This is a genomic window from Paenibacillus allorhizoplanae (genome assembly GCF_927798215.1).
Lineage (GTDB): Bacteria > Bacillota > Bacilli > Paenibacillales > NBRC-103111 > Paenibacillus_E > Paenibacillus_E allorhizoplanae.
Window position 1 is genome coordinate 64,464 of sequence record NZ_CAKMMW010000010.1, and the last position, 13,671, is coordinate 78,134.

Here is a 13,671-nt window from a genome sequence, read left to right on the forward strand (position 1 = left end):
GATGGTGGCCTACCGCTCTTTAATGCACCAAACCCGTGCTCTCGATTTTTACATGAGTCTCAACCACGAACTTAACCTCTGGATAAACAGACTGCCAATGCTCCCAATCCTTCTCTTTGCCAAAATACTGTCCCAAATAATGAAGCCCAAAGCCATAAGGGTCAACCTTGGCATCTCTGATTTTGTAGAGGAGAGCCTCAACGGTTTGGTTGACATGCTGTTCAAGTTGCGGCTGAACCTTATGAATATCCAAGCCTAACGTACCTTGTTCAACCATACCTGTAAGATTGAGTTTCAGCTTGACGACCGGAATATCTGCTTTGGAAATCGAGATATGGCGGGAGACTCTGGCGACATAGAAGGCAAGTGGTTCCCCATTAAAAGTGATAGCGAGTCCCGATTTGCTGAATGCATTCGCACTCATATTATAAAGCTGAGTCTCCTGTGGGTTGAGGACGATAGACTGATTGGTTTTATTCAGCAAAGAAAGATGCTCAACGACATAAGAATCACCATCAAAGCTAATAATCGGAAAATAGGGATCTAACCCTTTTTCTTTAAAACGTCGGAAGGTGTCAAACAAAAGCTCTGTTACTGTGTAAGGAGACACCGTTCCCTCTTTCCCAAAAGTAAGAAAAAAGGAATTACCAGCAAGTCTCTCGGTAGTTGGGTTGGACTCTAGCAACTTGCGCGCAGTAGGGTCAGCAACGGCTGTGTAAGAAATGAGTTGAATATCGCGTCTTCGCGTAAGCCAATTCAATGGTTCTTCAAGGGACCTCGTCGCTAAGCCTTCCCCGAATAGGAGCATACGGCAATGACCGAAATCAAGCTCTTTATCGACATGAGCTTTAAGATTTCTAACGGCTTCCGCAATGCTTTTGGCTTCTTGATATTCGATCTGGCTCTCTGACAGCCCCTCACCAACTTTAGAAGCAGGAATGGCAAGTCGCAAAGTGACGAGATAAGGTTTATCCTCTTTGCCTGTCCAATCGACACCCATGGCGACGACAAAGAAACGCTTGTCGATATCTTTAAAGCTGCAACCGCCAAGACATGTACAGATAAGTAGAAGGGAAATACAGGTGAGAAATGTTTTCATAGGCGTACCTGTTCCCTTTTTTGCTTCCATACGAAATAAAGCATCATGAAAAGGAAATAGATTTCAACGAAAAATCGAAGGATTAGCCAGCCCTCAGAAAAATACTGATTTCGCTCCAGATTGACAACGCGCATGAAGAGGAGTGCAAGTAAGCCAATGCCTACTCCAAGCCATACGTTCAGCCAAGGAACAGGGTCTTCTTCAACTTCAGTTGCGCGATTGATGGAGTAGCGAAGCAACATGATCGTCGTGTGCCAGGTATTCATGACGAACAACAGCGATAATCCTGTGAAGAGGAGCAGGAAGACGAACAAGACACGGTTAATAAACCCGTATTCCGTGACCATGGAATCAGCCGTCATGCTCCATAGGTACACATAATTTTCAACCCCAACCGTACCATGAAAACCGATAGGCACAAAAAAAGTAACCAGCAAGAATAATATGCCAAATAGCGGCACGATCCAGCGAAAATGAAATTTAAAACCTACGGTATACAGCCGGTTAAAAATAAGGAGGCTGAGATAGCCAGAGAACAGAAAGGTAGAGGCAGCAATCGTCATGAAAGAAGGAGGCTTATTGACATAACCAGCTACATAACGAATCGCATCCCAATTAATGTTTTCATTGAAAATGGCTTTCATGATAAACAAAATGAGCAATGGCGAACTAAGAATGACCATAATTTCATGTACGAATTGGACAGTACGTGTAGATCGGCTGCATGCCCATATGGCCGCGGTTGCCATGAGAAGCAGGTTCAGAAAGGGGTTAATGTCGGGGTAAAAGAACATACGAACCGTTTCTGAATAAGCATAAATCACGATAACTCCAGCCGGTAACCAAAGACACAGCGCGGCAAACAAGATATTGATTTGACTAAACCAACGTGGTGTATATCGATCACATATTTCCGGGAAGCCGAGTCCTGGAAACCGTTCGAAGCAAGCCATGGTGCCAAGCGAGAGGATGGAGCCAATGACCATCGCGACCAGCATGCCCGAAACGGCACCATTGAACCGATCCCGAATCAGCAGAGAGGGGACAAACATCATGATATTAATTAGGCCTACATAGAGCACATGATAGTAGGTATAGCGCGACATGATTTACTTTGACCCCTTTCTAAGGTTGTAGTGGTGTGCTTTCGCCTCAAGTTTGGGGATGTAGAAGGCCAAATAGGGTTGACCAAAGCTTCGAAGACTACACCAATAGGTGATTAAGATGAAGCCAAGGACGACGACACCAAGCAACCCGAAGAAAATGGCAGCTATCACAAAGATGTATTTAACGAAGCGGACTGAGTAGCCGAAGCCGTTATTCGGAATTACGAAATTGGAGATCGCGACAACGGAGGTCACAATAATCATAATGCTGCTAACTAACCCAGCCTGTTGGATAGCTTGACCCAGAATGAGGCCCCCAACCGTTGTGGCGGTCGAACCTACATAGCGCGGTAGCCTAAGACTCGCCTCGTTCAAGGCTTCGATCATGAATAGCATGATGAAGACTTCGATAAAGGACGGGTAGGGGACGACGACACGGCTTCCTGCGATTGAAAGGGTCAATTGGACACGAAGCACTTCAGGATTGTAAGAGACAATCGCTATATAGAGAGCAGGTAGTGTAATCGTTAAAAGCATGGCGAAATAGCGAAGCAGGACGAGGCATTTGCTCATCCAATAGGATTCATAGTCATCATCCATGGCATGAAGGAAATCAAAGAGCCGTACAGGAAGAACGAGTCCGAAGCGGCTTCCATCTTGAAGGAGAGCAATTTTCCCTCGTTCGAGCATGGCTGCGATACGGTCGGGTCTCTCTGTCTGAAGGATGATGGGGAAAAAACGATGTCTTCGCCCCGATAACGATTGCATGAGCTGGCCGGCAGCTTGGAGAATCTTTATTTGTATGGTGGAAATCCGCTCATTTAAAAGTCCAAGTACATCTTCATTGACAAGATCCTTGTCATAAAGAACGCTGACTCGCGTGTTCGAAATTTGTCCAATCGTATGTGTTTCTACGCAAAGGGAGGGCGCATTATAACGTACCCGAACGAGGCTAATATTTAAATCCAAATCTTCGGTAAGCGCACTCTGCGGCCCCTGTATGGCAACCTCAACCTGAACGGTATCGGGCTTGTCCTGGAATTTCCGTTGTACATCAAAGCGGTAGACCTGCTCTTCAATTTGAAAGAGGACAGTGCCTTTGAGCAGCAAAGACGTCCAGTGCTCCGAGTGATCCGCTTTGCCGAAGGCAGGGTTCGAATTCAGCATGCGATCGAATTCTTCAGGATTAAAGCAGTAAGAGTAAGGGACGGTTAATCCATTTTTGATTAGTGCAAGGTCACAAAGAGAGGGGAAGTAAATCACTTCCATTTGTATATAGCCATTATCTAGGGTGTCATAGAATAAGTCAGCTGGATTATTCAATTCAGCACGGATGCGTTCAATCATGCTAATCCCCCCAAAATTCCCTTACATTACCATGCGGCTTAGGGTGCCCTGAAAGGGAGGAGAATAATCAGAGATTGCTACAATCGAAACAGCGACAGTCTTGGACGAGTAAATAAAGTCCTAGACCTGTCGCTGTATGTTTAAATGTTGAAAAGTCATACCAGGTAGTTAGATGATGCCACGCCAGCTGCTTACATCACATTGGCCATAGGCATGATTGCCCACAGCAACCACCGTGCCCTTCGATGTAAGACCGACGGTATGCATGCAACCGGCCGCCACAGCCACAATAGTGCGCCAGTCACCTATATGGCATTCCCCATGCTTATTCCAACCCACAGCTGCCACTGTGCCATCGGATTTAAGGCCGATGGTATGATGACTACCCGCAGCTATCGCCACCATATCGCGCCAGTCGCTTACATGGCATTGGCCTTCTTTATTTCGACCCACAGCCACCACCGTGCCGTCTGATTTAAGCCCGACGGTATGAAGGTAACCTGCCGCTAGGACAGGCAGGGGTATCACAGCGTTCATGAATCTCACTCCTTACTTGAGGGTAGATGTTTTCGATTTTCCATATACCATTGGAAGATCCAAACGCAGAAAGTGAACCAGAATCCGCTAGCTAAATAGGCGCCGACAACGTCACTCGGATAATGGACACCGAGATAGATCCGACTGCTGCCAATCATAAGAATCATTAGGATACTAATACAAATGACGATCGTTCGGCCACTTTTCGATGGGACGTGTCGCCAAAGCAGGAATGAAAGAGCAGCGTACAGCGCGAAGGCCGCCATGGAATGACCACTCGGAAAACTATATCCGGTTTCTTCAATCAGTCTGTGAAGCGTAGGGCGCTCCCGATGAAAAACTAACTTCAAGAGCTGATTCAAGATGGCTGTCCCAGCCACGAGGACTAGGAATAAAACTAATTCAAGTCGGTGATGCAGGAACTTAAAGAAGAGGAATAGGGAAAATACGGAAATGACAATCACAACGGGCGTCGAACCGATGAATGTGAAGCCATGCATGACGGTAGTCAGCCAGGGAGATTCCATTCCTTGAACGGCAGAAATAACTCTGCTGTCGAATTGTGCGATCCATCGCCCTTTTATAAGGGAAGCAACTACGCTAAAGCAGATAACCGAAAGAATGCTTAGGACTAAGAAAACAGTTATTTTTAATTTTGATTTTGGTTGCATCGTGAAGTTAGCCCCAGTCGATCAGATCTAAGGAAGATAAGGCAGTCGTGCAAACTATTTACATTACCTTCATTTAATTATATTAAACAATTGTCTGCCAAGGTGCAAAGGGGCGATGTCATCGTATATGTCTAGAACCGTAAGTGCCATAGGAAAACGATGGATGGATTCCAGGTAGGAGGAGCAGGATATAGAGATGATGGGAATTGGGAGGAAGTTATTTTATGGCTATGGGGAGAAGTATTGCTGAAGGGCACGGTTTCGATTATAATGAATTGCGCGAAGTTTGGCTCGAGGCCCTTCGGGGCATAAAAAATAACAGACTTCGTCATCGATTGAGTAAATATGTGCTGAAATTGATTATCTATGGACCTACAGCTGAATGCTGCAGGTCTTTCTTAGTAGTTATTCGCTTAATCGACAAGACTTCTTCGACACACTTCTTGTCGTAGTGCTTATAACTATCATATAATAGTAATAATATTTTATCGATTGGCTTATTAATTGATACAGAAAAGGTGTGTGTCTAGGCCGCGACTTGGCTTGCTGTAACGCGAAGCAGGCGTGCCTATATCCTTTCTGCAAATTTCAGGGTATAAGGATGGTAAAAATGAGCAACAGACAAACGAAAACAGACGTCATCTTAATCGGTGCTGGCATCATGAGTGCGACTTTAGGGACACTTCTGAAGGAATTAGTGCCAGAGTGGGAAATTAAAGTCTTTGAGAAGCTCGAAAATGCTGGAGAGGAAAGTTCTAACGAATGGAATAATGCAGGTACAGGTCATGCGGCACTGTGCGAGCTTAACTACACTTCCGAAAAACCAGACGGATCTATAGATATCAGTAAAGCAATCCAAATTAATGAACAGTTCCAGCATTCCATGCAGTTCTGGTCTTATCTTGTAAACAGTAAGTTAATCCATGATCCGCAAGACTTTATCATGCCATTGCCTCATATGAGTATGGTTCTAGGGAAACAAAATGTATCGTTTTTGAAGAAACGGCATGAAGCGATGTCGAAAAACTCCCTATTTCAAGGGATGGAATTTTCCGATGACCCTAAAAAGCTAATGGAATGGATTCCGTTGATTATCAAAGATCGTCCATCGAATGAACCTATCGCGGCAACCAAAATTGACTCCGGTACGGACGTTAACTTTGGCGCTTTAACGCGTATACTATTTGATCACTTAAAGAAGAAGAACGTTGATATCAAATACAAACACAGCGTTGATAATTTGAGACGTACTAGCGATGGCTCGTGGGAATTGAAAATACGTAATATCAATAGTGGCAGTGTTGAGCGCCAAACAGCTAAATTCGTCTTTATCGGCGGTGGCGGTGGAAGCCTGCATCTGCTGCAAAAATCTGGTATTCCGGAAGGTAGAAATATCGGAGGATTCCCGGTAAGCGGCATATTCATGGTATGTAATAATCCAGCTGTTGTCGCGCAGCATCATGCCAAAGTATATGGCAAAGCGAAGCTGGGCGCACCGCCAATGTCAGTTCCGCATCTGGACACACGATTTATCGATAACAAGAAATCGTTGTTATTTGGACCTTTTGCCGGGTTCTCGCCGAAGTTCCTGAAAACCGGTTCTATGTTCGACTTGGTAACTTCCGTTAAACCGAATAACCTCGTGACGATGTTGTCGGCTGGTGCCAAGAACATGTCATTGACGAAGTATCTGATCGAGCAAGTGATGCTATCGAAAGAAAAGCGGATGGAAGAGCTGCGGGAGTTTATCCCGAGTGCCAAAACCGAGGACTGGGAGTTAGTTGTAGCGGGTCAACGTGTACAAGTTATTAAAGACACGGCTGCTGGCAAAGGTACGCTTCAGTTTGGTACGGAAGTAATTAGTTCAGCTGACGGCTCCTTAGCAGCTTTGCTCGGTGCTTCTCCTGGAGCCTCTACTGCGGTTTCAGTTATGCTTGAGCTAGTAACGAAATGTTTCCCAGAACATGTTAAGGAATGGGAACCGAAAATTAAAGAAATGATTCCGAGTTACGGTGTGTCACTTCTGAAACATCCAGAGCTTATTGATGAAATTCATACGTCAACTTCTCGGATTCTTGGTCTAAGTGGAAAGAAATCGTTAGAGGTATCACGTTAATAAATAATGGGGAATTCAGCTTAGCGGCGGGATTCCTTTTTTGTTATATACATGACTCCCACGGGGCAAAATAAAAAGCACCACTTGGGTGCTTTGTTGGATTCAGCTGGATGTTCAATTCAGAAGAAGCTGACTTTTTTACACCCGATTTTTGTACACTCGCATTGCAAAGAAATAAGCTACAATTAAAATCCCAACGCACCACGCAAGCGCGACCCATATCTCATTGCCCACTGGCTGCTCTGTCAGTAGTGCCCGGATGGCGTTCACGATCGAGGTCACCGGCTGGTTATTGGCAAAGGCGCGAACGACCGTCGGCATCGACTCGGTCGGCACAAACGCCGAACTGATAAACGGCAGGAAGATAAGTGGATAGGAAAACGCGCTTGCACCTTCAATCGTTTTTGCGGTCAGTCCAGAAATCGCCGCTACCCAAGTTAAGGCCAGTGTAAACAATGCGAGTATGCCTGCTACGGCAAGCCATGGCAATATGCCCGCGGACGAACGAAAGCCCATAATCAATGCGACGAGAATGATGACGATCAGTGATAGGGCGTTGGACACCAGAGAGGTCAGCACATGCCCCCAAAGCAAGGCGGAACGTGAAATCGGCATCGTGTGAAACCGCTCGAATATACCTCTCTGTTTATCCATAAACAGGCGGTAAGCCGTATAGGCGATTCCACTTGCGATCGCCATAAGCAGGATGCCTGGCAACAGATAATTCACATAGTTATCTGTTCCAGTTTGAATGGCACCGCCTAACACATAGACGAACAGCAGCATCATCGCAATTGGTGTGATGCAGACCGTGATGATGGTGTCCATACTGCGGAAAATATGGCGCATGGAGCGTCCAAGCATAACGCTAATATCGGTGAAGAAATGATTTTTTGTCGTTTCCATTTACTTCGCCTCCTTTTTACCGACGATGGAGAGGAATATGTCCTCTAATGATGGCTGCTTCTCAATATATTCTACCTTTGCAGATGGGAATAACTTCTTTAAGTCCGAGAGTGTGCCGCTGGCGATAATTTTACCCTCATGCAGAATAGCAATTCGGTCAGCAAGCTGCTCAGCCTCCTCCAAATACTGCGTGGTTAAGAGTACCGTCGTGCCGCCGCCCGCAAGCTCCTTAACAATCTTCCAAACCTCGATGCGCGCCTCGGGATCAAGCCCAGTTGTCGGCTCGTCGAGGAAAATGATCTGCGGATTACCCACAAGGCTCAAGGCGATGTCGAGTCTGCGGCGCATACCACCCGAATACGTAGACGCTCTGCGGTCGGCGGCGTCTGTCAGGCCGAAGCGTGTAAGTAAGTCGTCCGCAACTTGACGCGGATTTTTGAGGTATCGCAGCTTGGCGATCATAATCAGATTTTCTCGTCCGGTCAAAATTTCGTCCACCGCGGCAAATTGCCCCGTCAGAGAGATTGCCCGCCGAACATGATCGGGTTTTGACGCAACATCGAATCCGTTTACGGTGGCAGTTCCGCTGTCTTGTTTGAGCAGCGTAGTGAGGATTTTGACAACCGTTGTTTTCCCAGCCCCGTTGGAGCCGAGAAGGGCGAAAATACTGCCCTTTTCCACCTCGAAATCAACGCCTTTCAGGACTTGATGCTGCTTGTAGGACTTGTGCAATCCAACGACTTGAATCGAATTAGTTGGCATAAGTTTCCCTCCTCTTTATCGAACAGTAACTTTAGACAAATCGGCTCCCATGCCTTTAAGCGAAGCATAAGTCAGTTTATCCATGACTGCGCCGTCAAAGCAGATGGTTTTGAAGGCACGGTAATACTTATTGGTCAATGAAAAGAACGCTTGGAAAGACACATTCTTGAATATAGCGCCTTTAAATGAAACTTCGTTTACTGCCGATTTATCAAACTTAACGCCGATAAAGGTTTGCCCGTCAAAATTCAGCCCGCTCAGGTCGGATAATTCAAAGTTCACGCCGTCAAAAATACAATTTTCAAAGACTGTTTTCCTAAGGTCGATCTTGCTTAGTGTGACATCGGTTAGCTTTACACCTGTGAATTTGGCACCCTCCATCCCCGAAACGCTGAAGTTGGTACGTACAAGAGTCGATTCGTTGAAGCTTACATTTGTAAGGTCAGTTGCAGTTAGGACACAGTCCGTCAGATTGGCGCGGTCAAAATTGGCATCACGTAGATCACTGGTCTTAAATGAACTTCCGGTTAAGTCAGCTCCTGCAAAGTCGGCACCGCGTAACGCGCTAGCATTAAATTGACCTTTATGAGCCTTAACGCCTGCAAAGTCGCTCATTGCCAGGTTGCTTGCGCTAAAGTTAGTCACTAATTGCCGTTCCAGCGAGCGGGAGAGGTTGGCGACTTCCAAGATCGTTTGTTCGATGTCGCCGATGCTCTCAATGGTCATCGTAAACGCGGTTTCATCGTCTTTGCCTTCAGCTCTGAGTTCACGGTAGCGCTCCTGCAGATCGGAGTGCAGGTCCGTCTTTAATTCAGTGACACTTTTTACCCCATCATATGGTGTGAAAACTCCGTTCAAATAGTTCGTTAATTTCTGATTCATCCTAGCAATCTCTCCCTTATAATAAATTTTCTAGTACGCGCTTCGAATACTCCCAATTGTTTTTGTTGCGGACGTAAGCACTCTTGCCCTTTTCGGTAATCCTGAAATACTTGCGTCTTCCTCCCTGAGATTCATCACCCCAATACCACTCGATATCGCCGTCTGTCTCAAGCCGCTTGACGCTGGAGTACATGGTGGCTTCCTTTAATTCATATTCGCCGCCCGAGCGTTCAGCAATCAATTTGACAATTTCGTAGCCGTAGCGGTCAGCTTCGGATAAGAGCCGTAGTATCATCGTATCGGTATGTCCGCGGAGCAGGTCGGATGTAATTTTGTTCTCGCTCATATCATCACCTCACATTTATTATAATACGGCATAGTACTATGACTGTCAAGGTACTATTTTAAATAAAATACTTTGTTTGAAACAAAGCTCAATCCACCTGCCCATCGCCGAGCGGGTAGGGCTTGTCCTCGTCTTTTCTTTTTCCCTCATCGCCGAGTATAACAATGACTATACGGTGTTCGATGATGACTATAATGCGGCGAAAACCCTTGGTATGACTGGCTTTGCGCACTCCAATGAAACACGTGCAGGAATGACTATGGACGGCAATGGCGCGTGTTCCCTATGATGCAGAGGTAGCAATTGACGTGTTCGAACATGAACATCACCACTTCAGTCTGATAGGAAAGGAAGTGCAGTTATGCACACGGAATCAGCCCTAGCCGCGACCAAGGCGTCCGCGACATCCGCGAGAGGGATACATCGGAAGCAACATATGAAGCGCATGCTGCGTAACCGATGGCTGTATCTGATGCTGCTCCCAGGCATCTTGTATTTTCTTATTTTTAAGTATGTACCTATGTACGGCGTCCTCATCGCATTCAAGAATTACCAGCCGTTCCTCGGCTTCTGGGACAGCCAGTGGGTGGGGATGAAGCACTTTGATCGGTTCTTCGGAGACCCGCTGTTCTGGCGGCTGCTCAGCAACACATTCATATTAGCCATCTATAATATTGTGTTCTTTTTTCCATTACCCATTATTATCGCGCTGATGCTGAATGAACTTCGCATTGAGCTGTTCAAAAGAACGATTCAAACCGTGGTGTACATCCCACATTTCATGTCCTGGGTCGTTATCGTATCCATTGTCTACTTGTTCTTCACAACCGAAGGGGGACTGGTGAATGAGGGGATTAAGTCACTTGGTGGTGAAAAGATTAACTTCTTGCTCAGCGCGGATTGGTTCCGAACGTTCATCACAGCAGAGGTGATATGGAAGGAAACAGGCTGGGGGACGATCATTTTCCTAGCTGCGTTGTCGGGTGTGGACCCCCAGCAATATGAAGCTGCTCGCATCGATGGTGCGAACCGCATGCAACAAATGCTTCATGTGACGTTTCCCGCTATTCGCTCCACGATTGTGATTCTGCTCATCCTGCGGCTTGGACATTTCCTGGACACCGGATTTGAACAAATTTGGCTCATGCTGAATGCGATGAATCGCGAGGTAGGCGAAGTGTTCGACACGTATGTGTATTCGACAGGGATTTCGGAAGGACAGTATAGCTATAGCACGGCTGTCGGCTTGTTCAAATCAATTGTTGGACTGGTACTGGTGGCAGCTTCGAACTTTATCGCCAAGCGAATGGGCGAGGAAGGTGTCGTGTAAGACAATGGAACGGAGGTTATCCCATGGTAAAAGATCGTTCGTTTGGCAGTAGACTGTTTGATACGGTCAATATCACTTTGTTAACGGTGTTTGCATTAGTGACATTGATTCCATTTATTTATATTGTTGCGGGCTCGTTTGCGACCCAAAAAGAATTACTACAGAGAGGCTTTATCCTGTTCCCGACGGAATTTTCGATGAGTGCCTATGAGTACATCTTCTCCACCGGTACGTTGATGCGCAGCATGGGCGTCACAATTTTCATCACGATTGCAGGTACGCTCATTAATATCATAATGACGTGTTTGATGGCCTACCCGCTGGCGCGGAAGGATTTGGATTACCGCAAACCGATTCAGATCGCTGTGATTTTCACCATGTTGTTTAGCGGCGGTATGATTCCGACGTTTCTAGTGATTAAGCAGCTAGGCATGATTGATACGTATTGGTCTTTGTTGATTCCCGGTGCAATAAGCGCGTTCAATCTTATCATTATGCGAAATTTCTTTCAGCAGCTGCCCGATGGCCTAGAGGAATCTGCCAAGATCGATGGCTGCTCCGATCCGGGAATTTTGTTCCGCATTGTCATTCCGCTTTCCCTGCCGGCCATTGCCACCTTCTCACTGTTTTACGCGGTGGGCCATTGGAACACTTTTTTCAGTGCCGTGCTCTATATTAATGATTCCACGAAATGGCCGATTCAGGTGCTGCTCAGACAAATTGTCATCATGTCAGATGGCGGCGGGCTAGGAGATTCGACTTCACTCGCAGCTGATTTCGTACAACCGCCTGAGCAGAGTGTGAAGATGGCTGTCATCGTGATTTCCACATTGCCGATCCTGATTGTGTATCCGTTTTTGCAAAAGCATTTCGCCAAAGGCGTGTTGCTTGGTTCCGTTAAAGGGTAAACTGTTTCCACAGTTTCTCGATAGATGTATCATATAAAAAGGGAGGACGTTTATCATGAAAAAAAGGTTACATCCGCAAATGAGTAAATCCATCGCATTAGCTTCCGTTCTAACACTAACTGCTGGGGTGGCTGCAGGTTGTGGCGGAGGAAGCAAGGAAGCGGTAAGCGCCGATGCAAGCGCGAAGCCATCTGCTGCAACAACGGAAGCCGCGAAGCCGGCAGCTCCTTATAAAATGTCAATCATGATGCCGAGCTTCAATCCGGAGCCGATGGCAACTGACGGTGAGATTTTCAAGAAAATTCAAAGCGTGACGAACACAGAACTGAAATTGAATTGGGTGCCATCTGCGACCTATTCGGATAAATTGAGCGCAACGGTTGCCTCAGGTGAGCTGCCGAGTGTCATTACCGTTTTGAATCAGAAGGTACCTTTCATCGTGAATTCCGTCCGCTCAGGCATGTTCTGGGAGCTCGGCCCTTACTTGAAGGATTACAAAAACTTGAGCCGCATGAACCCGATTGCCTTGAACGCGATTTCTATCGATGGGAAAGTGTACGGGATTTATCGAGAGCGCGATTTGGCGAGAGACGGGATTACCCTGCGTAAGGATTGGTTAGACAACCTGGGCTTACAGGTACCGAAGACGATTGATGAGTTCTACAATGTGCTGAAAGCTTTTACGAATAATGATCCCGATAAGAATGGTAAAAATGATACGGTCGGACTCGTCGAGCAGCAAACGCCAGCGGGTTGGAGAGACATGTTGGCTTGGCATGGTGGACCAGCAGACTGGGAGTTGAAAGATGGCAAGATGAGCCCAGCGCACCTGTCACCGGCGTATTTGGAAACGATGAAGTTCTACAAAAAGCTGTACGATGAGAAGCTGATCAATCTTGATTTCGCTGTAGTCAAAGACGGTCGCCAAGTGATGAACAAAGGAACAGCTGGAGCTTGGGTTGCTAACTTGAATGATGCGAACGGAATTGAAGAGCAAGCGAAGAAGGTAGATCCGAAAGCTAAAGTCACAATAATTGGTGCATTGGAAGGACCGAAGGGACTTCGCAGTATTGCTGGAACAGGATCCTATGGGATTTTCATGATTCCTAAGACATCTGTAAAAACAGAAACTGAGCTGAAAGCGATTTTGAACTATTTTGATAAATTATCCGATAAAGACATGCAGAATATGCTTTATAACGGTATTGAAGGCCGTCAATACACGGTTGAAAACGGCGAATACAAGAAAACCGCGGATCCTAAATTACTCGTCGAATACGGGATGGGCGACTCTTCTCAACTGGCGGTATTGCGAGATCAAGTGACAACGTTCGGTCCTGAGCTTGTGCATCAACGGGACAATGTATGGAAAGAAAATGCGAAAATCGCGATTGAGAATCCAGTAAACGCTTTTATTTCGGACACGGCTAGCGAAAAAGGCAAGGAACTGGATAAATTGATTGAGGACGCGAGAACGAAATTTATTATGGGCGCGATTGATGAGAACGGCTGGAACAAAGTCGTGGAACAATGGAAGCAAAATGGCGGCAGCAAGGTAATCGAAGAGTACACAGCCGAATATAACAAATCAGCCAAGAAATAATAAAAAGTCTTGTGCCCCGCTGTCAGGGTCTGTGTTTTTCCCCATGACACAGATCCTA

At 46.3% G+C, this 13,671-nt stretch carries 14 protein-coding genes and 1 pseudogene; 6 read left to right on the top strand and 9 right to left on the bottom strand.

Annotated elements, in window-relative coordinates; all coding sequences use genetic code 11:
• Positions 1–19: 19 nt before the first annotated feature.
• The 5 genes and pseudogenes from L6I86_RS17735 to L6I86_RS17755 all read right to left on the bottom strand — a co-directional run bounded on the left by L6I86_RS17735 (position 20) and on the right by L6I86_RS17755 (position 4,760).
• Positions 20–1,099, bottom strand: coding sequence for a Ger(x)C family spore germination protein (locus L6I86_RS17735; protein ID WP_236289170.1), 1,080 nt, complete (start codon positions 1,097–1,099; stop codon positions 20–22).
• Positions 1,096–2,205, bottom strand: coding sequence for a hypothetical protein (locus tag L6I86_RS17740; RefSeq protein WP_236289171.1), 1,110 nt, complete (start codon positions 2,203–2,205; stop codon positions 1,096–1,098). Before L6I86_RS17740 ends, L6I86_RS17735 begins: the two co-directional genes overlap by 4 nt.
• Before the next feature lie 3 nt (positions 2,206–2,208).
• Positions 2,209–3,552 carry a spore germination protein gene (locus L6I86_RS17745; RefSeq protein ID WP_236289173.1) on the bottom strand — a complete coding sequence of 448 codons (1,344 nt, stop codon included), beginning with the start codon at positions 3,550–3,552 and terminating at the stop codon, positions 2,209–2,211.
• A 168-nt stretch (positions 3,553–3,720) separates the two neighbouring features.
• Positions 3,721–4,062: pseudogene (locus L6I86_RS17750) on the bottom strand (chromosome condensation regulator); the annotation flags it as partial.
• A 32-nt stretch (positions 4,063–4,094) separates the two neighbouring features.
• Positions 4,095–4,760, bottom strand: a complete 666-nt coding sequence (locus L6I86_RS17755) for a phosphatase PAP2 family protein (RefSeq protein WP_236289175.1) — start codon at positions 4,758–4,760, stop codon at positions 4,095–4,097.
• Between the two features lie 224 nt (positions 4,761–4,984).
• Here L6I86_RS17755 and L6I86_RS17760 point away from each other — a divergent pair, with 224 nt between their 5' ends.
• Together L6I86_RS17760 and L6I86_RS17765 are read left to right on the top strand one after the other, a co-directional pair.
• Positions 4,985–5,212 (top strand): hypothetical protein, encoded by a 228-nt coding sequence (locus L6I86_RS17760; RefSeq protein ID WP_236289178.1) that lies wholly within the window; start codon positions 4,985–4,987, stop codon positions 5,210–5,212.
• Positions 5,213–5,361: 149 nt separating this feature from the next.
• The gene (locus L6I86_RS17765) at positions 5,362–6,876 is read left to right on the top strand and encodes a malate:quinone oxidoreductase (protein WP_276574873.1); all 1,515 of its coding nucleotides are present in this window, start codon (positions 5,362–5,364) and stop codon (positions 6,874–6,876) included.
• A 138-nt stretch (positions 6,877–7,014) separates the two neighbouring features.
• Here the strand turns inward: L6I86_RS17765 and L6I86_RS17770 are convergent, their stop codons facing one another.
• From L6I86_RS17770 to L6I86_RS17785, 4 genes are read right to left on the bottom strand one after another with little or no spacing between them, the layout of a single operon-like run.
• Positions 7,015–7,782 (bottom strand): ABC transporter permease, encoded by a 768-nt coding sequence (locus L6I86_RS17770; RefSeq protein WP_236289182.1) that lies wholly within the window; start codon positions 7,780–7,782, stop codon positions 7,015–7,017.
• Positions 7,783–8,544 (bottom strand): ABC transporter ATP-binding protein, encoded by a 762-nt coding sequence (locus L6I86_RS17775; protein WP_236289183.1) that lies wholly within the window; start codon positions 8,542–8,544, stop codon positions 7,783–7,785.
• A 15-nt stretch (positions 8,545–8,559) separates the two neighbouring features.
• Entirely contained in the window at positions 8,560–9,426 is an 867-nt protein-coding gene (locus L6I86_RS17780) for a pentapeptide repeat-containing protein (RefSeq protein ID WP_236289186.1), read from the bottom strand.
• Positions 9,427–9,442: 16 nt separating this feature from the next.
• Positions 9,443–9,772 (bottom strand): PadR family transcriptional regulator, encoded by a 330-nt coding sequence (locus L6I86_RS17785; protein WP_057308688.1) that lies wholly within the window; start codon positions 9,770–9,772, stop codon positions 9,443–9,445.
• A gap of 76 nt (positions 9,773–9,848) precedes the next feature.
• Here L6I86_RS17785 and L6I86_RS17790 point away from each other — a divergent pair, with 76 nt between their 5' ends.
• From L6I86_RS17790 to L6I86_RS17805, 4 genes are all read left to right on the top strand, one after another.
• Positions 9,849–10,061, top strand: a complete 213-nt coding sequence (locus tag L6I86_RS17790) for a hypothetical protein (RefSeq protein ID WP_236289187.1) — start codon at positions 9,849–9,851, stop codon at positions 10,059–10,061.
• Positions 10,062–10,133: 72 nt separating this feature from the next.
• On the top strand, positions 10,134–11,102 hold the full coding sequence (locus tag L6I86_RS17795; protein WP_420851905.1) for an ABC transporter permease: 969 nt from the start codon (positions 10,134–10,136) through the stop codon (positions 11,100–11,102).
• Between the two features lie 23 nt (positions 11,103–11,125).
• A complete protein-coding gene (locus L6I86_RS17800) occupies positions 11,126–12,010 on the top strand; it encodes a carbohydrate ABC transporter permease (RefSeq protein ID WP_236289189.1) in 885 nt (294 codons plus the stop codon).
• 55 nt (positions 12,011–12,065) lie between these two features.
• Complete coding sequence (locus L6I86_RS17805; RefSeq protein ID WP_236289191.1) at positions 12,066–13,613, top strand: extracellular solute-binding protein; 1,548 nt, start codon at positions 12,066–12,068, stop codon at positions 13,611–13,613.
• Positions 13,614–13,671: the final 58 nt, after the last annotated feature.